Annotated in this window: 14 protein-coding genes and 1 pseudogene; 11 read left to right on the plus strand and 4 right to left on the minus strand. The window is 53.3% G+C overall.

Annotated elements, in window-relative coordinates:
• Positions 1-103 precede the first annotated feature (103 nt).
• Entirely contained in the window at positions 104-415 is a 312-nt protein-coding gene (locus tag B9T62_RS09405; RefSeq protein WP_087915019.1) for a rhodanese-like domain-containing protein, read from the minus strand.
• A 111-nt stretch (positions 416-526) separates the two neighbouring features.
• On the opposite strand from B9T62_RS09405, the gene aroA reads away from it, so the two are divergent.
• The 7 genes from aroA (at position 527) to B9T62_RS09445 (ending at position 9,709) form a co-directional block, all read left to right on the plus strand.
• Positions 527-1,819 (plus strand): 3-phosphoshikimate 1-carboxyvinyltransferase, encoded by a 1,293-nt coding sequence (gene aroA, locus B9T62_RS09410; protein WP_087915020.1) that lies wholly within the window; start codon positions 527-529, stop codon positions 1,817-1,819.
• A 45-nt stretch (positions 1,820-1,864) separates the two neighbouring features.
• Positions 1,865-2,299 (plus strand): CoA-binding protein, encoded by a 435-nt coding sequence (locus B9T62_RS09415; protein WP_087915021.1) that lies wholly within the window; start codon positions 1,865-1,867, stop codon positions 2,297-2,299.
• Positions 2,300-2,595: 296 nt separating this feature from the next.
• Positions 2,596-3,288 carry an endonuclease domain-containing protein gene (locus B9T62_RS09420; RefSeq protein WP_245864404.1) on the plus strand — a complete coding sequence of 231 codons (693 nt, stop codon included), beginning with the start codon at positions 2,596-2,598 and terminating at the stop codon, positions 3,286-3,288.
• A gap of 530 nt (positions 3,289-3,818) precedes the next feature.
• Positions 3,819-5,705: a glucose PTS transporter subunit IIA gene (locus B9T62_RS09430; protein WP_087915023.1), complete on the plus strand. Its 1,887-nt coding sequence runs from the start codon at positions 3,819-3,821 to the stop codon at positions 5,703-5,705.
• Complete coding sequence (gene ptsP, locus B9T62_RS09435) at positions 5,702-7,468, plus strand: phosphoenolpyruvate--protein phosphotransferase (RefSeq protein ID WP_087915024.1); 1,767 nt, start codon at positions 5,702-5,704, stop codon at positions 7,466-7,468. The genes B9T62_RS09430 and ptsP overlap by 4 nt, the downstream gene beginning before the upstream one ends.
• A gap of 266 nt (positions 7,469-7,734) precedes the next feature.
• Positions 7,735-8,256 (plus strand): sigma-70 family RNA polymerase sigma factor, encoded by a 522-nt coding sequence (locus tag B9T62_RS09440; RefSeq protein ID WP_087915025.1) that lies wholly within the window; start codon positions 7,735-7,737, stop codon positions 8,254-8,256.
• A gap of 1 nt (position 8,257) precedes the next feature.
• Positions 8,258-9,709 carry a DUF4179 domain-containing protein gene (locus B9T62_RS09445; RefSeq protein ID WP_087915026.1) on the plus strand — a complete coding sequence of 484 codons (1,452 nt, stop codon included), beginning with the start codon at positions 8,258-8,260 and terminating at the stop codon, positions 9,707-9,709.
• A 113-nt stretch (positions 9,710-9,822) separates the two neighbouring features.
• On the opposite strand, the gene B9T62_RS09450 is transcribed toward B9T62_RS09445, so the two are convergent.
• The gene (locus B9T62_RS09450; RefSeq protein WP_087915027.1) at positions 9,823-10,347 is read right to left on the minus strand and encodes a type 1 glutamine amidotransferase domain-containing protein; all 525 of its coding nucleotides are present in this window, start codon (positions 10,345-10,347) and stop codon (positions 9,823-9,825) included.
• Positions 10,348-10,554: 207 nt separating this feature from the next.
• On the opposite strand from B9T62_RS09450, the gene B9T62_RS09455 reads away from it, so the two are divergent.
• The 3 genes from B9T62_RS09455 to B9T62_RS09465 all read left to right on the plus strand — a co-directional run bounded on the left by B9T62_RS09455 (position 10,555) and on the right by B9T62_RS09465 (position 13,078).
• Positions 10,555-11,013, plus strand: a complete 459-nt coding sequence (locus tag B9T62_RS09455; protein ID WP_087915028.1) for a hypothetical protein — start codon at positions 10,555-10,557, stop codon at positions 11,011-11,013.
• Positions 11,014-11,245: 232 nt separating this feature from the next.
• Positions 11,246-12,256: a catabolite control protein A gene (gene ccpA, locus B9T62_RS09460; protein ID WP_087915029.1), complete on the plus strand. Its 1,011-nt coding sequence runs from the start codon at positions 11,246-11,248 to the stop codon at positions 12,254-12,256.
• Positions 12,257-12,382: 126 nt separating this feature from the next.
• Complete coding sequence (locus tag B9T62_RS09465; protein ID WP_087915030.1) at positions 12,383-13,078, plus strand: 5'-methylthioadenosine/adenosylhomocysteine nucleosidase; 696 nt, start codon at positions 12,383-12,385, stop codon at positions 13,076-13,078.
• Position 13,079: 1 nt separating this feature from the next.
• Here the strand turns inward: B9T62_RS09465 and B9T62_RS09470 are convergent, their stop codons facing one another.
• Positions 13,080-13,712 (minus strand): GNAT family N-acetyltransferase, encoded by a 633-nt coding sequence (locus tag B9T62_RS09470; protein WP_087920202.1) that lies wholly within the window; start codon positions 13,710-13,712, stop codon positions 13,080-13,082.
• A gap of 182 nt (positions 13,713-13,894) precedes the next feature.
• Between B9T62_RS09470 and acsA the strand changes: the two are divergent.
• Positions 13,895-15,618, plus strand: a pseudogene (gene acsA / locus B9T62_RS09475) (acetate--CoA ligase).
• 89 nt (positions 15,619-15,707) lie between these two features.
• Here acsA and B9T62_RS09480 read toward each other — a convergent pair.
• Complete coding sequence (locus tag B9T62_RS09480; RefSeq protein WP_087915031.1) at positions 15,708-18,665, minus strand: transglycosylase domain-containing protein; 2,958 nt, start codon at positions 18,663-18,665, stop codon at positions 15,708-15,710.
• Positions 18,666-18,940 lie beyond the last annotated feature (275 nt).

Genomic DNA, 18,940 nt, shown 5'->3' on the forward strand with positions numbered 1-18,940 from the left:
TTGAGGTTCTGGAAGAGCGGGTTGCCGCTAAGCAGGGACAGTCAGCCCCTTGTCTTTGGTGCATTGCCGCGTCTTAGCTTCTAAGCGTGTGGAACTGCAGGCATTAGTCCTCCTGCGTTTCGTTCCATTCGATCATGCCGCCGCTCAGGTTGGCGACGTTATAGCCGGACTGAACCAGGTATTCACAGACCCGCTGGCTGCGTGCGCCGGAGCGGCAGATGAATATAATCTCTGCGTCTGCAGGAATCTCATCCTGGCGCGCAGTAATTTCGCCCATGGGGATATGCAGCGCATCCGGGATCATGCCCGCGGCTACTTCTTCATCCTCGCGGACGTCGATGAGCACCAGGTCACTGCCTGTTTCCAGTCGCTGCCGCAGTTCCTGCGGTGTAATTTGGGGAATATTATTGTTCATGGAGCAACCTCTTTTCATCTGAAGAATGCCCTAATGATAACACAAGAGCAGAATAGCCTGTCAAACCAGCTGTACATACAGACTACAATTATACTAAGGAGCGCTTAAATTATGGATGTTATTGTTAGGCCAACGCCAACGCTGCAAGGTGAAATCGGAGCACTCTCTTCCAAGAATTACACCACCCGCTACCTGCTTGTTGCCGCCCTCTCCGAAGGGGTGAGCACGATCTATCATCCCGCACACAGCGAGGACAGCGATGCGATCCGCCGCTGTATTGCCGACCTTGGAGCAGTGCTTACCGAAGACGAAGAGAAGATTGTTATTCAGGGCTTTGGACGCCATCCGCGTCATGTGAAGGAGCTGAATGTGGGCAACGCGGGAGCGGTGCTGCGTTTCCTGATGGCTGTGGCTGCACTTAGTCCTGAGGTGACCTTCGTGAACACCTATCCCGATTCGCTGGGCAAAAGGCCGCATGACGACCTTATAACAGCGCTGGGCCAGCTCGGTGTGGAGGTCGAGCATCGTGAAGGCAAGCTGCCAATCACCATTCGCGGCGGCTCGGCGGTAGGAGGCCGGATTACCGTCTCCGGTGCGGTCAGCTCGCAATATCTCAGCGCATTGCTGTTCCTGACCCCGCTGCTTGCCGAGGACAGCGAGATTATCGTGCTGGACGATCTGAAGTCGAAGGTGGTTGTGGGGCAGACGCTGGAGGTGCTGGAGCAGGCCGGAATTGTAGTCCATGCTGCAGAGGATTACATGTCCTTCAAGGTGCCAGGCGGGCAGGCGTATGCCGCCAAGAATTATACGGTGCAGGGCGATTACCCCGGATCTGCAGCGGTGCTTGCCGCAGCGGCGGTAACGCAGTCGGATGTGAGCATTCACCGGCTGGCCGAGCACAGCAAGCAAGGGGAACGGGCGATAATCGATGTGCTGCGGATGATGGAAGTGCCGCTAACCCATGAGAACGGTACGGTGCATGTGCAGGGGAACGGGAAGCTGAAGGCGGTTGAATTCGACGGTGACAACGCAACGGATGCGGTGCTGGCGATGGTGGCGGCGGCGGTCTTCGCCGAAGGCACCTCACGGTTCTACAATGTGGAGAACCTGCGCTATAAAGAGTGCGACCGGATTACGGATTATCTGGCCGAGCTGACACGGGCCGGAGCCAAGGTCGAGGAGCGGCGCGATGAGATTATTGTCCACGGCATGCCGGAAGGGGTTGAAGGCGGCGTGACGATCAATGCGCATTATGACCACCGGGTAATTATGGCGCTCACCGTAGTAGGCCTGCGTGCCCGCCAGCCGCTGCTGATCAAGGATGCGCATCATGTGGCGAAGTCCTATCCGCAATATTTCGATCACCTGCGTGCGCTTGGTGCCGATGTAGAGTGGGTACAATAAGGATAGGGAACCATTCAGAGCCTAATATGAAAAGGGGAATGAGATATGCATTTTGAGAACCCGCCCCGTGAACGGATCGGCGACCTGCTGGCTGCTGTGGGCAACATAGCTGTTGTTGGATTATCAGACAAAACCGACCGCACCTCCTATATGGTCGCCCGGGCGATGCAAATGCGCGGCTACCGGATCATCCCGGTCAACCCAACAGTTGACGGCGAAATCCTGGGCGAGAAATGCTACCATACGCTGGCAGAAATCCCGGAACCCGTGGATATCGTCAATGTGTTCCGCCGCAGTGAATTCTGCGCGGAGGTTGCGCAGGAGGCGGCCGACATCGGCGCGAATGTGCTGTGGCTCCAGCAGGGCATCATCAGCCAGGAGGCGGCAGATATTGCCGCCCTGCACGGGATGACGGCCATTATGGACCGCTGCATCAAGGTAGAGGAAGCGATCACGATGCACGGGCGCAGCCGGGTGTAAGGGAGCTGAATGCTGCCTGTCGCTATGCTAAGCGCCGCTTGTTGCCATGCTAAGGGCCGCCTGTCGCCATGCTAATGCCTGCACCTTGCCAAGCGCCTGCTGGGCTGAGCTAAACCGCTACCCTGCGTGAGTGATGGCCTAAGACTTTTCCCGCAGAGGGGCAGCCGGATCGTTGTAGAACTTTTAAGCTGGAACAGCTATAATTGTAAGTAGTTATATGTGACGAAGAACGTCCTTTAATCCGCAGCTCTGCGGGTTGAAGGGCTTTTTTGCGTTATAAGAATGGGGGGGGAGAAATGATGGAGAATGGCAGCAATCAGGAGTTTGAGGAAGCTCACCGTTTGTGGATCAGCCAGCATGCTGAACAGAGAGAGGGTGAAGCTAAGGGAAGACTGCTCAGGGGGCATAACTATGCCGAGAAGCTTTTTGTGCAAAATGTGTGGTGGCCGCTATTCGAATCGCTGGATCAGCTGCATCCAGAGGTTGAGATTTATGATTGGAACCGCAAATCACAGTTCCTGGATTTTGCCTATCTGCCGCAGAATGGGGCGCGTTTCGGGCTGGAGTGTGACGGCTTTCAGAGTCATATTAAGGATATGGACCGCGAGAAATTCAGCTACGCGCTCAACCGGGACAGCTACCTGACAGGAATGGGCTGGCGGATGCTGCACTTCGCGTTTGACGATATTCAGAATCGTCCCGAGATCTGCCGGATGCTGCTGCAGCTTGCGTTGGCTCCATATCTGACGCGCAGCAGAACGGGCGGCCCTGTGCTTGCTTCAGCAGAAAAGGACGTGCTGCGTTATGCCTGGAGCCTGGGCCGTGCTGTTAGGCCGAAGGATGTGCAACTGCATTTTGAGCTGAACTTTCGGACGGCACAGAAGCTGCTGCAGTCGCTTAGCGGCAAAAATCTGCTCCAGCCAGTCGGCTCCGGCCAAAGAGTGAGATTTTATGAGCCAAAAGCGATGCATCCCGATCAAATATGGTAAGTGGATCACCCGGCGGGCGTTTCTATGGAGAGTAACTGTATTTCATACATCTATTCTTAAAGTAATCAGCTGTTTTTTAGTTTTAGTTGTATTTGGTGCAGTTAAAATTGACCAAAGCGTATGAAAACGGCTAAATCAGGATTTTTAAGTGTATGAAATACAGTTATTCACTGATTTGAGAGAAAAGTGACTGTTTTAAGTGTACAAAATGCAGTTACCTTGGCGTGGGGGCAGGCAGGTGGTCAGAATTGGGGCTGGTGCGTACCAGGAGGAGCGATGGGAGTAGTTGGCGTGCGTGGTACCTGGAGGAGCGATGGGAGTAGTTGGCGTGCGTGGTACCTGGAGGTACCGGGGCAGTTGAAGGGCAGGTGGTTAGTGGTCAGAGAGCGAGCGCACCTGAACGTGCAGGTGGTAAGTGGTTGGAGAGCGGGATATAGCGCTTCCAGCTGTGGGCGAATCGGCACAGAATCTTTTGACAAAAACTCGCCCAGCGCGTACCATCTATTATAGAAAGAAAGGAGAGGGTCAGCTTGAATTGGCTCGGATCATTGCAGCAACTGGGCAGAGCCATCATGCTTCCGACCATGGTGCTTCCGGCGGCAGCGATTCTGCTTAGTCTGGGCAGCTTGCCTTGGTCTGCATGGGGACTTTCTTCGGTAGCCGAAGTGGCCACACTGGCGGGAGAGGGAATATTCTTCTATATGCCATACCTGTTCGCAGTCGGCGTAGCGTGGGGGTTGTCCAATCAGGCAGGGCCTGCGGGACTGGCAGCGCTGGCAGGGATGTTCACCTATGACCGGATTCTCAGCGGTATGGGTGACGGAACCGTTCAGCCCGCTACACTGATCGGTATTATGCTTGGGATTGTTGCCGGTGTTGCGCATAACCGGTTTAAGAATATAAAGCTTCCGGAGGCGATCCAGTTTTTTGGAGGATCGCGTTTTGTTTTGCTGTTTATGGGGCTGTTTTCCGCCCTGTTCGCCTGGGTGATGCTGGGGGTTGCGCCTCTGCTGCAGAGCGGCTTGAACCGCTTGTTTGCAGGCATACTTGAAACCGGCGGTTTTGGCTTGTTTATATACGGGGTGCTGTACAGGGTGCTGACCGCCTTCGGACTGCATCACATCCTGAACAATGTGTTCTGGTTCCAGCTGGGCAGCTTTCCCACATCTGACGGCAGCGCTGTTGTACAGGGCGATTTGCCGCGTTTTTTTGCCGGAGACCCTACAGCGGGGATCTTCATGGCCGGGCTGTTTCCGATCATGATGTTTGCGCTGCCGGCCATCGCGTTCGCCATCATTCAGGAAGCACGCGAGGATTTGAAGCCTAAGATCAGGAAGACTTTTTTTCGTGCCGCTTTGGTCTGTTTCTTGACCGGGGTGTCAGAGCAAATTGAGTTCGCGTTCCTGTTTGCTTCGCCGCCGCTATTTATCCTGCACACGGTGATGTCGGGTCTGGCGATGGTGCTGACTTATTACCTCGGCATCCATCACGGATTCTCCTATTCGGCCGGGGCGATTGATTTCTTCCTCAATCTGCATCTGTCGCAGCGGGCGTGGCTGCTGATTCCGATCGGCATCGGCTACGGAATTGTCTACTACAATCTGTTCCGCTGGGCTATACGCCGTTTCCAGATTCCAACTCCGGGCCGCGAGGAGGGCTCCGACCTGGGCGACTGGGCGGGCAATATTCCGTATCAGGCACCGCTTGTACTGGAAGCGCTTGGCGGCAAGGAGAATATCGTGCAGGTGCAGGCCTGCATCACCCGTCTGAGACTCACAGTGCACAATGACCGGATGATCGATACCGGAGCGCTGAAGGGACTCGGCTCGGCCGGGATCATCAAGCTCGGAGGCGGCAATGTGCAGGTGGTCTTTGGCACGTACTCTGAGCTGATCCGGGAAGAGATCAACAAGCTGCTGCTGCGGGATCTGCCGCAGGTGCTGTTCAGTGCGCCGATGCAGGGCCGGATGCTGCCGATCGAGGAGGTGCCGGACCATATTTTTGCCGCTAAGCTGGTGGGAGACGGCGTCGCCTTTATGCCGGAGAAAGGAGAGTTGGTCTCTCCGGTCTTCGGCAAGGTTATGCATGTGTATCCCACGATGCATGCTGTCGGCATTGCCACGCCGGAAGGGCTGGAGGTGCTGATGCATATCGGCATTGATACCTCACAGCTGAAAGGGCCGTTTGATGCGGTGGTGAAAGAAGGCGACAGCGTAGAGCCGGGACAGCTGCTTGTGAGGTTTGATCTGGCCTACCTGAAGGAGCATGCTGCATCGCTGGCCACTCCGATGGTGATTACGAATCCGGACCGTGTGAAATCCTGGAGTTATGCTCCATTCAAAAATGTTAAAAAGGGGCAATCATCAGTAATGTCCGTAGTATTGCATGAAAGCAGCATTGGAGGGATCGAAGCATGATACAAGGCATAGGCGCAGCAGCTGGTGTAGCCATCGGGAAGGCCTTTGTCTTGCCGAACTGGGAATGGAGCCTGCCGGATACGCAGGTGAACCCGGTAGATCTGGCCAAGGAATTCGAACGATTATATGAAGGCATCCGTACCTCGAAGAATGAGATTGAATTTATCAAAAAAGAGTTTCGCGAGGTGGTGGGGCCGGAGGAGTCCAGCATTTTTGATGCGCATCTGGCTATCCTGGATGATCCGGTATTCATGAGTGAAATCCGTGGCATTATCGAACGCCAGTACAAGGCGGCTGAGGTGGCGGTTAAAGAGGCCATCGACCACTTTGTACAGATGTTCGACCTGCTGGATGACGAATATATGAAAGAGCGGGCGGTCGATATCAAGGATGTCGGCAACCGTCTGCTCAAGCATCTGCTGGGTGCACCGGAAGTGGTTCTTCCCTCGGACACACAGCCTTATATCCTGGTAGCGAAGGAGCTGTCGCCTTCCCAGCTGGTTCATTTGAACCCCGCTTATGTCCTGGGTATTGTGACCATGATGGGCGGCAAAACCTCGCACTCCTCAATCATGGCGCGGGCGCTCGGAATTCCGCTGGTGGCGGGACTGGAGAACAAGCTGCCCAGCCCGATCCAGACCGGGGATATGCTGGTGATCGATGGCGAGACGGGTTCAGTGCAGCTTCATCCCGATGAGACGACCGTGACCAATTACGCTTCCATCCGGGACAAGCAGCAAAAGAAGCGGGAACAGCTGGAGCTGCTGGCGACGGTGGAAGCTGTCACGAAGGACGGAGTGACGCTGCGGCTTGCCGGCAATATCAGCTCGGTGAAGGAATTAAAAGTGGCGCTGAAGTACGGAGCCGGAGGCGTCGGGCTGTTCCGTACCGAGTTTCTCTACATGGACCGCAGCTCCTTCCCTACGGAAGAAGAGCAGTTTGATGTCTACAAGCAGGTGGTAGAGCAGGTAGGAGATGGCTCGGTTGTTATCCGTACGCTCGACATCGGCGGGGACAAGCACTTGGATTACTTCCAGCTGCCGGAAGAGCAGAATCCCTTCCTGGGCTACCGCGCCATCCGTATCAGCCTCGACCACAAGGATATGTTCAAAACCCAGCTGACTGCCATTGTGCGGGCCAGCGCGTTCGGCAAGGTCAAGGTGATGTTCCCCATGATCTCCTCTGTGGAGGAGGTTCAGGCTGCCAAGGCTGTGCTGGAGGAAGTCAAGCAGGAGCTGGCAGATCGGGGTGTGCCGTTCGACAGGAATCTGCCGGTGGGCATTATGATCGAGGTGCCTGCAGCGGTGATGATCGCCGATCTGCTGGCAGAGGAAGTTGATTTCTTCAGCATCGGCACCAATGATCTAGTGCAGTACGTGCTGGCTGTTGACCGGATGAATGAGCAGATTGCTCATATGTATCATCCCTACCATCCGGCAGTGCTGCGCATGATCCGCATGACCGTGGAAGCCGCCGCTGATGCGGGCATTCAGGTCAGCGTATGCGGAGAGATGGCAGCAGACGAACGTTCGCTGCCACTCTGGCTGGAGCTGGGCATCAGCGAACTGAGCATGTCGCCGCAGGCGCTTCTGAAGGTGAAGCACCGCGCGCTGAATACAATAGCTTCAGAGGCCAGAACGGTAGCGAAGGCCTGTTTCCGCCACCGCACCAGTCTGGAAACCGAAGAGAAGCTTAGCGCTTTTGTCCGAAGAAGCGGAATCGTGCTTGAAGCCGCTGCCAAGCCGCAAGAGAAAAGCTCCTGACGCAGCGGGCGTCAGCTGCAAATACAGCACACAGCCCTGGGCCGGAGTATCGGCATTCAGGCTGACTTAATCAAAGGCCTGGCAGATTGCCGGGCCTTTGGTCTGTCTGCAGCTTTCAGCAGCCTTGGAAGTTAGGCTGCTCCAAAAAAGAAAAACCGTTTGCGCCTGAACAGAGTCAATATAAAAACAGAGCAACAAAACTGCTGCTTCCTAAGAAGATACGGCATCGCCGTCCTCTGAAGAACAGCAGATTGGGGGGGAAGGGTATGCAACAAACGGCTGAAGCAGGGGCGCTTGAGATATCGGAGGAGGAGATCTTCTATGAGCAGGTGTCCGCGCAGCGGAGGAAGCTGTACGGCATCGCCTACAGCTATCTAAGAAGTGAAGCGGACGCACTGGAGGTACTGCAGGAGACTACCTGCCGTGCCTGGCAGAAGCGTAAGAGCTTGAGAAATCCCGAGCGTTTCACGCCCTGGCTGGTCCGTATTCTGATTAATTGCTGCAAGGATGAGCTGAAGCGCAGAAAACATATCGTTACTGCTGAGCAGCCAGAACGTTTCGAAGACGGTGTTATGGAGATGAGAAGCGACCACAGGCTGGATATGGATCAGGCACTGGATGCCGTGAAGCCCAAATACCGCCAGGTGCTGGTGCTTAAGTATTACAAGGATATGACGGTCAGCGATATTGCCGAGGTACTAGATAAGCCGGAGGGAACCGTAAAGACCTGGCTCAACAAAGGGCTGAAGCAGCTGCGTGACCGAATGAAGCGGAAGGGGGAATACTAATATGGATACCAATGAAGACAAACAACAGCTGTCAGACTATTTCCAGAAACTCACGGCCGAAGCCGATGAGGTGCCGGAAATGAAGCTGGAGCTTGCCATCCGCAAGGGAATGCAGCGGGGGACAAGTAGCCGCAGAGGGCTGCGCAGCCGTTATACTGCCGGGCTAATTGCCGCCGTTACCCTAGTAATGCTGGTTCTTCTCCCCTGGGTGTATCAGCAGCAGTTGAAGCCGCAGCAGACCTTCACCCCGCAGAGCTGGGGAGAGCTGGAGGTGTTTCGTTCAGTCATTAATGAGAGCAGCCTAAGCTTGCTGTCCGCGCTGGATGCTGGTTTAGTGCAGCCGATGAATGTGGCTTCAGAGGAGAAGAACGGCTATCAGTTAACTATTAACGGTGTTGTAGCAGACCGGATGGGTATGATTGTGCTGTATTCATTCGAAAACAAGAATAAGGATAGAGCAAGTTTGGGTGGCATGAGCTTATCTTTCGAAGGACTGAAAGAACCGGTGACAGGAAATTATGGTGAAAGCGGTCGTAGAATGGATTCAGACCAAACAGGACTTATCCGGGAATATACGAGTATTTCCTGGAATCAACTGCTGGACGGGCAATCGGAATTCAATCTCGCATTCAGGGTATTCCCGGAGAAACTGCTTGAATCGAAACAATTTAACTGGTTCGAAGATGCTACTACTCTTAATGTACCGCTTAAGCTGAAGCTGGCAGAAGAAACGGAAGACTACGGTGTAACTCCAATTAACAAGACCCTTCAGGTTGAAGGACAGAAGATGCTGGTGGAGCAGGTGTATGTAGGACCCACAGGTATTTATGTGGAAACGTCCATGGACCGCAAGAATTCGATGAGAATATTTCATATGTATCCACAGCTACGCAGAGGAATTCTGGAGGGACAACAAGAGCCGAGTGATGATCTTATGTATCCGCTATATAGCTTGACCAGCAAAAACAATTTCAAAGAAACCTACATCTATCAGAACGACAACAGGAATCCGGACAGTCCGTTAACACTGGTAATTGAAGATGTTTATGCGTTGGAGCGGAACAAGCTGGAGGTCGTAATTGATACAGAGAAGCATACCATCCTTCAAGCACCGGATGACCGCCTCAAGGTAATCGACCGGAAGGAGCTTGGAGAAGAAGGATATCTGTATGTAGAGCTGACCACACCGAAAGAATCAGGGAGCCAATCAGGTGGGGGGGATAATTTCGCCTTCGATGATAACTTTGTGGACGGCACTGGGAGCGGACACTTTATGCAGGGACTGAAGGACAATTACTCAACGTATAGCGAAACTAACCAAGGGGTTGACGGCGCTGCAAGTAGAATCAACACGTATAACCTGGGGACAGAGAAGCTGCCCCAGCCATTGACATTCAGGCTTACCGTGTACCCGAACCTGCTTGAAGGCAGTGACAGTCTGAGGATCAGATAGTTGTGCAGATAGCTGCAGATTAGCTGAAAATAACATCAATAAATAAGCAAGCCCTGATCCTCACTTCGGTGAAGGAACAGGGCTTGCTGCTAAATCTGGCTTATGAATATAATTTATTCTCCAGCCAGCGCATCACAGAACGCTTTGCCGTAAGGCGGCAGGTCCGGCGGACGGCGCGCGGAGATGATGTGCCCATCGGTCACGACGGCTTCATCCTTCCAGATGGCTCCGGCGTTCTCCATATCATCACGGATGCCGGGGGTGGATGTTACCGTGACCCCTTGCAGGATTTTGGCGGAGATCAGCACCCAGCCCGCATGGCAGATCTGGCCAATCGGCTTCTTGGCTTCATTGAAATCCCGCACCAGCTTCAGCACAGCTGGATAGCGGCGGATTTTGTCCGGCGCCCAGCCGCCTGGAACCAAGATGCCGTCATAATCGGCAGCATCCAGATCGTCCCAGGAGTATTCCGCGGTGGCGGGAACGCCGTATTTGCCCATATAAGTCTTGTCCTTCTCCAGCCCGGCGAGATGAACCTCTGCGCCTTCTTCACGTACCCGGTACACCGGATACCATAGTTCCAGGTCCTCAAATTCATCGTCTACCAGTGCAATTACTTTTTTGCCGGCTAATCTCATGGGTAGAACTCCTTTCAAGCTGCAGGATGCTTTACATTCTAGCAAATTAACGGTTTGAAGTCACATGTGGAATTGTAATCCTTAGGTATTTTTCCAAATTAATCATGATATGCAAATCGGAAGGGTTTAAGGGCCGGCAGGTCGAATATAGTGTATTGAAAAGGCTGGACTATACCCCTTTTTAATCTAACGTCAGAGGTGTAATGGATGCCGAATGATGAACTCATGAGAAAGACCTGCAGCTGCGGCGGCGTAATGACCATACATATGCATACATTAATTTATAATGCCAGAACCAAAATAACCAATGTACCGGTCTACACCTGCCGTGATTGCGCGCGTTATGAGCCCTTGCCAATGATTAAGCAGGACTTGGCTGATCTGATTACCGGGATGGGCGGGCAGTCGCTCGACCGTTCCCGCAGACATTACTCTTTTGCCGACCACAATGAATGGGCCGGTGTATTGAAGGAGACTTTTGCCAAATCCGTCACCGGCGGACTGGAAGAGCTGGAGTTAAGAATCCGCACAGCCATCCAGAGCCGGATCGATCTACTGCTGGATATCTACCGCTTTGCAGCCGATCATTCGGATCAGGAATGGATGGAAGAAACCGGCCGTAGGCTGTCTCAATTAACCCAACATTCGTTAAAAAGTGCGAAATGAAAGATTTTTCTGCAAAAAAGATGAAAATCTTTCACGAATATTGGATTTTTCACTCACTTTTTGTTACGATAGAGAAAGCTTATAGAATTGGTGCAAGGAACAGTAGCGTATTTCAGCCTTGAAAGAAATATTGAAAGGAAAATGAAGCGTTATCATTGCACAAATGTACAAAGTGTCGTATCATAATTTTAATTAGTCGAACGATAAAATTTATCGCAATGGAGAGAGTAATTTGACGGTAACCATTTACGATGTAGCTCGAGAAGCAGGCGTATCCATGGCTACGGTATCACGGGTTGTGAATAATAACCCCAACGTGAAGCCGCAGACCCGGAAGAAAGTGTTTGAAGCGATTGAACGTTTGGGCTATCGTCCCAATGCCGTGGCAAGAGGTCTTGCCAGTAAGAAAACGACAACAGTTGGTGTTGTCATTCCTGATATTTCCAACTCGATATTTGCGGAAATTGCGCGCGGGATTGAAGATATCGCCAACATGTATCATTACAATATTATTCTGTGCAATGCGGACAAGCGTAAAGAGAAGGAGATCCGTGTCATCAACACGCTGCTGGAGAAGCAGGTGGATGGTCTGCTGTTCATGGGCGGTACGGTAACAGACGAGCATATCCAGGCTTTCCAGACCTCTTCCGTTCCGATTGTGCTCTGTGCGACACGCGATGAGAAGGGTACCTACCCGTCGGTTGATATTGACCATGAGACTGCGGCATTTGATGCCGTGAATACGCTGATTCGTCACGGACACCGTGAGATCGCGATGATCAGCGGCACCCTGCAGGACCCGGCCAATGGCTATTCACGTTTCCATGGCTACAAGAAAGCGCTTGAAGCAGCGGGAATTGAATACCAGGAGGACCTGGTGCGTATCGGCAACTACCGCTACGAATCCGGTGTCGAAGCCATGAAGTATTTCCTGGGGCTTAAGCATAAGCCTACGGCAATCTTTGCCGCTACCGATGAAATGGCGATCGGCGCGATCCACAGCATTCAGGATGAAGGGCTGAAGGTGCCGGATGATTTCTCAATCATCAGCGTCGACAACATCCGCATGGCTTCGATGGTTCGTCCATTGCTGACCACAGTAGCCCAGCCTATGTATGATCTGGGTGCAGTAGCGATGAGACTGCTGACCAAATTGATGAAGAAGGAAACGGTGGAGAACCCGCGGGTTATTCTGCCGCATGAAACCATTCTTCGTCTTTCCGTTAACCACGTCAACAAATAATTGAAGGCTGTGCCGGCATTCCTCGGTACACAGCATTTACAGGATTAGGTGACATAAGAAGCTCCTTTGGGAGCTTTTTATGCTGTTTGGCGAGCAATCGATTATAACTTAACAGGAGGTCATAAGATGAGTCAAGTGATTGGGATTATTGGGGCAATGGACGAAGAAATCCAGCTGATGCAAGGTAGCATGACGCAGGAGCACAGCCGGATTAAGGCTGGGATTACATATTATGAAGGGACCATTCACGGCAAAAGGATTGTCCTCTGCAAGTCCGGGGTTGGGAAAGTTAACGCTGCAGTAACGACGCAGATTCTGATCGATACATTTGGCGTGTCCCGTGTATTGTTCACCGGTGTGGCAGGTGCGCTGCACCCGGACCTGGATATTGCCGATATTGTCATTTCCTCGGAGTGTATGCAGCATGACATGGATGTGACCCCGCTGGGGTATGCCAAGGGAGTCATTCCTGACGCAGAGATTTCGATCTTCCCTGCAGATGCTGCCCTGGTGCAGCTGGCAGAGCAGGCTTGTGCTGAGCTTGGCCAGAAATTCCTGACCGGACGCGTGCTGTCAGGCGATCAGTTTATTGCCAGCAAAGACGCAGTTGCAGCACTGAGAGCGGAGATGGACGGCGCATGTGCGGAGATGGAGGGAGCGGCTGTGGCCCAGGCTTGCTCGATGAATGCGATTCCTTTTGTAGTGCTGCGTTCCATGTCCGACAAGGCGGATGGTTCGGCCGAGATGAATTACAGAGATTTCACCATTCTGGCTTCCGAGCGCTCCCACGCCATTCTGGAGCACATGCTGAAGGCTCTTTAGGCTAGTACATGAAACGTTGTCTGAAGCGCACCCTGTCGAAGGTTTCACGGGAAGACAGCGGCACCTCTGTGCCGACCCGGACCATCAGGCAGTTGGCGGGGTGCGCACAGATTTCCGGATCATCGGTTGCATACCACACCATATCAACAGTCTCCATCAGCCGCTCCATCATTTGGCGGTACCCCCACACATCCAGCCCGCTGCCTGCCAGATCCCAGTGCCAATAATATTCGGTTGTAAACACAATAACATTCTCCAGCTGTTCCCTGTCAAAAGCAGTCAACAGCATCTGCCGTCCAATCCCGGCTCCCCTGTAATCATCGGCCACTTCAATCGCTCCCAGCTCGACCAGATCGGCCATTCCGCCCTGAGACCAGAGCTCCAGTTCATCTGGATAATGAAAGGTAACATAACCAACGATGGTATGCTGATCCACTGCTGTAATCACACGCCCTTCAGGCAGTCCTGCAATCTCCAGAAGAGCCTCCAGCTGTTCGCGGGGAGGACGGAAGGCGTCCAGATCAGGGTGCATCACAAGCCGTTCCAGAGCGCTCTGCGGCTGCGGTCCGGATACCTCAATGCTTTTGCCATTAAAAGGACAGACCCGTGTGCCATAACGTTTGCGGTGCTCCATCATGCAGACCCTCTCCTTTATCCAAACCATGGTATGTAAGCGTTTGCTATGATATACTGGTTCAGACACATAATATTCACATTTGCCATGTTGTCATTCCCAAGCTCAGCAGAAGTGGCATCATCTACAACAATAGTCTCGCCCTTAAAGCTTAAAGCAAATAGGTAAGGGAGGCAAGCAAGATGAAGAGTATGGAGAAGGAAGTTCTGCCGGTTACCGCAGCAAACAGCAATATGCCGAATTATGAGCTGGCAGCAGCGCAGTTTGCATGGGAGGACGCGCAGCGGCACTTCACCTGGTTCCAGAGCGGTAAAGTGAATATGGCTTATGAAGCGGTAGACCGTCATGTCGAGGAGGGCCGTGGGGCTGACCAGGCGCTATTGTACAGTGATTCGGTGCGTCAGGAACGCTATACCTTTGAGGATCTGAAGGAGCTTTCGAACCGTTTCGGCAATGTGCTGCGCCAGTATGGAATAAGCAAGGGAGACCGCGTATTCCTGTTTATGCCCCGCCAGCCTGAGCTGTATTTCAGTTTGCTAGGTATTCTGAAGGTCGGCGCTGTAGCTGGTCCGTTATTTGAAGCTTTTATGGAAACGGCTGTCACGGATCGGCTGGAGGACAGTGGAGCGGTGCTGCTGGTAACTACACCAGAGCTGCTGAAACGGGTGAAGCGCGAGGCGCTGCCTGCTCTGAGGCATATTATCGTGGTGGGCGGGGAGAACAGGGAGGAAGAAGGGCTCCTCAGCTATGAAGCGGAAATGGCCGCTGCCTCGCCACAGCTGGAGCTGGAATGGCTGAGCCTGGAGGATGGCCTGATCATGCATTATACCTCAGGCTCCACCGGGAAACCCAAAGGTGTCTATCACGCGCAGCGGGCCATGATCCAGCATTATTATACAGGCCGGGTCGTGCTCGATCTGCGCCCGGGCGATGTGTATTGGTGTACGGCAGATCCCGGCTGGGTTACAGGTACCTCCTACGGGATCTTCGCTCCTTGGCTGAACGGGTGGCCAACGTGATCCGGGGCGGAAGGTTCAGTCCGACTGACTGGTATAAGACCATTGAACGGTATGGGGTAACGGTGTGGTACAGTGCGCCAACGGCGTTCCGCATGCTGATGGGCGCAGGAGAGCAGGCACTGAAGGATGTAGACCTCGGAAGTCTGCGCCATGTGCTGTCCGTCGGTGAGCCGCTGAATCCGGAGGTCGTTCGCTGGGGGGACAAAGTCTACCATCAGCGGATTCACGATACGTGGTGGATGACCGAGACTGGCGCACAGCTGATCTGTAACTATCCGGCGATGCCGATTAAGCCCGGCTCGATGGGTCGGCCACTGCCCGGCATACAGGCAGCGATCCTGGATGACAAAGGGCAGGAGCTGCCGCCATTCAGCATGGGCAACCTGGCAATCCGCACTCCATGGCCATCGATGATGAGCATGATCTGGAACAACAGGGCGAAATATGATGAGTATTTCCGTATCCCCGGCTGGTATATTTCAGGTGACTCCGCCTATATGGATGATGAAGGATATTTCTGGTTTCAAGGCCGCATCGACGATGTAATCAATTCCTCTGGAGAGCGGATTGGTCCGTTTGAAGTCGAGAGCAAGCTGGTGGAACATCCAGCGGTGGCTGAGGCAGGTGTGATCGGCAAGCCTGATCTTACGCGGGGCGAGATTATCAAGGCGTTCATCTCGTTGCGGGAAGGGTATCTTCCGACAGCTGCTCTGAAGGAAGAGATCGCCGCCTTCGTCAAGGCGGGATTATCCGCTCATGCGGCTCCCCGCGAGATCGAATTCAAGGAGAAGCTGCCCAAGACCCGATCCGGCAAAATCATGCGCAGGGTCCTGAAGGCCTGGGAGCTGCAGCTGCCCGCCGGCGACCTATCCACCATTGAAGACTAACCCTGCAGCACAAAAACACCGTTCCCGGCTGATTAGCGGGAACGGTGTTGTGTTAGGAGGCAAGCTCACGGTAGGGCTTGCCGCTCTCCTTATTGGGGTTTCTCGGTATTTTTGCCTGTAGTGTTGGCATTGCCGCCACCTGGGCTGTTGCCACCCTGGTTGTTGCTGCCCTGGCTGTTGCCTGTACCGGCAGGCACATTCTCGGTTGTAGGCGGATCAATGATGATCATTCCGGGATCTTCCGGGCTGACGGTCTCCGTGGGGAGAATCTCCGGCTCCGGTGTCGGTTCAGTTCCCGGCGTCTCCGCCGGTGGTGTAGTCTCGGCAGGTGGAGGCGTTGAGACTACACCGCCCGCCACACTTCCGGACGATGTCTCATGTCCGGCTACGTCTACCGCTGTAACATAGAACGTCGCATTGGAGCTTGCCGGGGTTCCCGGACTAAAGGAAAGACTGTCTCCCGCCATAATCACGTCCTGCTGCTTGAACGCGCCTCCGTTAAGTGAGCGGTATAAGCGGTATCCAACGACATCTGGAGATCCGCTGCGCGTGAAGCTGATTACTGCTTTGCCGCTGCTGTACGATATGCTCACATTGCCCGGAGGGGTTGGCGAGCTGCCGTCATCGACACGAGGGTCCACTTCGGTCGGGAAATCGGTTTTGGCATCCGAAGGCATATAGTAGGATAACTGCTCATGCGTCTTCATGGCCGGGAATGCGGCCAGCAGCTCCTTGACTAGCTCCTGAATTGGCTTGTCGCGTTTCACGACAATCTTCTGCTTCAGAAAGTCTGAAGGCGTTCCTTCCAGCGGGATGTAATTAACCCCGTTATAAGTAATATAAGTGGCATTGGAAATTCCATCATCACTATCGGTAGGCACATATTTGCTGTTAAACAGATCGGTAGTGAACCGGTCCGTCAGCTTCGTCGGCAGCTTGCCGCTATAGGCGGATACGGTTTTCTTAACGATATCCTCCGGCTGCTTGAATTTATCGGTAACGAACAGATCAGGCTGCTTAGTGATGACCGCATTCAGCACCTTGGTCCACAGCGTCTGTGCCTGCCGTTGCTGGCTTTTGCCCTGTAGCGTGTTGATCTGCTCTTTATAGCCTACCCACATGCCAAGCGTAACGTCAGGGGTGTAGCCCATAAACCAGACATCTCCATAATTCTGGGTGGAGCCGGTTTTGCCGACAATCGGGATATCCTTGAAGTGTTTATAATTGCTCTTTACAGTGCTTGCCGTACCCTCGGTAATAACCGTGCGCAGCATATCCGTCATTAAATATGCCGTTTGCGGGGAGAAGACCTGCTTCGAATTGGTTTTGTGCTCGTAGATAATCTTGCCGTCGGCATTGACGATCTTCTCAATCATATAGGCGTCATTGAAGGCTCCATGATTCCCAATAGCGGCATAGGCATTGGTCAGCTCCTCGACAGTTACCCCGTAGCGCAATCCGCCGATTACACCTGTCTTGGCATTATAATCATCTTCCGTGAGCGTAGTGATCCCCAGCTTCTTGGTGAAGGCCCAGGACGCTTCAATGCCGACCTTCTCATTAAAAAGCTTCAGAGCAGGCAGGTTCAGCGACTTGTTCAGCGCGTAACGAGCGGTGACCAGTCCCTGGTAGCGGTTGTTGGAATTTTTTGGAATATGATATCCTTTGCCGCCATCCTTCAGAATAATAGGCGCATCGTCCAGAATCCCCGCAGGTTGGATCAGTCCGGCATCCAGTGCCGGAAGGTATGCAGAGATCGGCTTCATGGTGGAGCCGGGCTGGCGGATCATCTGGGTGGCGTAATTCATCTGCTCAATGTTGAAGTCGCGTCCCTCGATCATGCCGAGGATGGCGCCTGATTTGTTGTCAAGCATAATGCCTGCAGTCTGTTCCTTGCCTCTGGCCTTGCTGTCCTTGGTGAAATTGTCAGCGTCTTCGGAGATGCTGTGCATCGCACTGTAGACCTTCTTGTCAATTGTAGTATAGACACGGTAGCCGCCTGTCATCAGCTGTTGGCGTGCTTCCTCCAGCAGGACGTTATTGTCGGTCGTTTCTCCGGCGCCTGCGGTTTCTTCCTTGATGGCTAGCATGATTTCAGCGGCCTTGCGCTCGGTTTCAAGCATCAGATAAGGATAGGTGGCGTAGGCTTTCTTGGTCTGCTTCGCCAGCGAGCCTTGGATATCGAATTCGAGTGCGGTCTCATACTGGGTGGTGGTAATCTTGTTCTCCTCCAGCATACGGCGAAGCACCAGCTTCTGGCGGTCCATGGCCCGCTTAAAGGCGGTCTCATTAAATTCGCCAACCCCGTTAAATGCCGAATAGGAGGAGGGAAGCTGCGGCAGTCCGGCTAGATAAGCCGCTTGTGCCGTATTCAGCTTGTCGAGATCATCCAAGCCAAAGATCCCTTTGGCTGCGGCTTTGATACCAAAGACATTATAGCCGTTCGAGCCGTTGCCGAAGGGAACCTTGTTCAAATAAGCGGTCAGGATATCGGGTTTCGTGAGGAACCGCTCCAGCCGGAGGGCGAGCAGAATCTCCTTGACCTTGCGGTCCTCCGTCTTATCGAGACTGAGGAATACCCGCCGGGCCAGCTGCTGGGTTAGCGTGCTGCCGCCGGTCTGGACGGATTCGTTCAGCAGCCGCTGCTTCACCGCACGCAGAGTACCTTTGAAATCGACGCCCTCATGATCATTGAAATTATTGTCCTCTATAGCGAGGACGGCATCGATGACCAGCTGGGGGATATCATTGTATTGAATGATTCTGCGGTCTTCTTCCGTACGGAGCTGCCCGATGGGAGAGCCGTCGCGGAAGTAAGCAAAGCCAGTGATCGCATTCTGGCTGATTTGCTGCTCAATCATTTCGCCGGAGCGTACAATATCATCTTTTACGATCGAAGTAATATAGCCTGCCAGTGCACCACCGGCAAACAGAATACCCATGATTCCCAGAATAAACATCCACTTGACTATAGACCCGAATCTTCTCAGCCCGGATCTGCGGGGTTTAGGCTTTTTGGGAGTTTTCTTTTTTGTCTCTTCAACCATCGACCATATTCCTCCTTTTAACGGAACTATTATAGCATAAATTGGCGAATTTGAATGCGCTTCTTCCTCAGAAGATGCGATTTGATATGACAGCGAAGTCTGTGATAAAAGTAACGTAATCTCATATCTGAAAAAGCGCGGAAAGACAGCAGTAGAAGGCAAGCCTTGCGTTGCAGAGGGTGGGTGGTGCGAATCGGCAACGGGCCCCTTTGAATTACAGTCTGGAGCTGTGCGGAGGAACGGCGTGTCTGCCTGGGCAGGCTCAGCAGTCCGGC

The organism is Paenibacillus donghaensis (genome assembly GCF_002192415.1).
Classification (GTDB): Bacteria; Bacillota; Bacilli; order Paenibacillales; family Paenibacillaceae; genus Paenibacillus_AQ; species Paenibacillus_AQ donghaensis.

Bases quoted from the DNA above. Each gene is read 5' to 3' on its own strand.
- B9T62_RS09445 (WP_087915026.1), top strand. From the start codon at position 8,258: ATGGATACCAATGAAGACAAACAACAGCTGTCAGACTATTTCCAGAAA.
- B9T62_RS09455 (WP_087915028.1), top strand. From the start codon at position 10,555: ATGCCGAATGATGAACTCATGAGAAAGACCTGCAGCTGCGGCGGCGTA.
- B9T62_RS09405 (WP_087915019.1), bottom strand. From the start codon at position 415: ATGAACAATAATATTCCCCAAATTACACCGCAGGAACTGCGGCAGCGA.
- ptsP (WP_087915024.1), top strand. From the start codon at position 5,702: ATGATACAAGGCATAGGCGCAGCAGCTGGTGTAGCCATCGGGAAGGCC.
- B9T62_RS09465 (WP_087915030.1), top strand. From the start codon at position 12,383: ATGAGTCAAGTGATTGGGATTATTGGGGCAATGGACGAAGAAATCCAG.
- B9T62_RS09440 (WP_087915025.1), top strand. From the start codon at position 7,735: ATGCAACAAACGGCTGAAGCAGGGGCGCTTGAGATATCGGAGGAGGAG.
- B9T62_RS09450 (WP_087915027.1), bottom strand. From the start codon at position 10,347: ATGAGATTAGCCGGCAAAAAAGTAATTGCACTGGTAGACGATGAATTT.
- aroA (WP_087915020.1), top strand. From the start codon at position 527: ATGGATGTTATTGTTAGGCCAACGCCAACGCTGCAAGGTGAAATCGGA.
- B9T62_RS09470 (WP_087920202.1), bottom strand. From the start codon at position 13,712: ATGGAGCACCGCAAACGTTATGGCACACGGGTCTGTCCTTTTAATGGC.
- B9T62_RS09420 (WP_245864404.1), top strand. From the start codon at position 2,596: ATGATGGAGAATGGCAGCAATCAGGAGTTTGAGGAAGCTCACCGTTTG.
- B9T62_RS09415 (WP_087915021.1), top strand. From the start codon at position 1,865: ATGCATTTTGAGAACCCGCCCCGTGAACGGATCGGCGACCTGCTGGCT.
- B9T62_RS09480 (WP_087915031.1), bottom strand. From the start codon at position 18,665: ATGGTTGAAGAGACAAAAAAGAAAACTCCCAAAAAGCCTAAACCCCGC.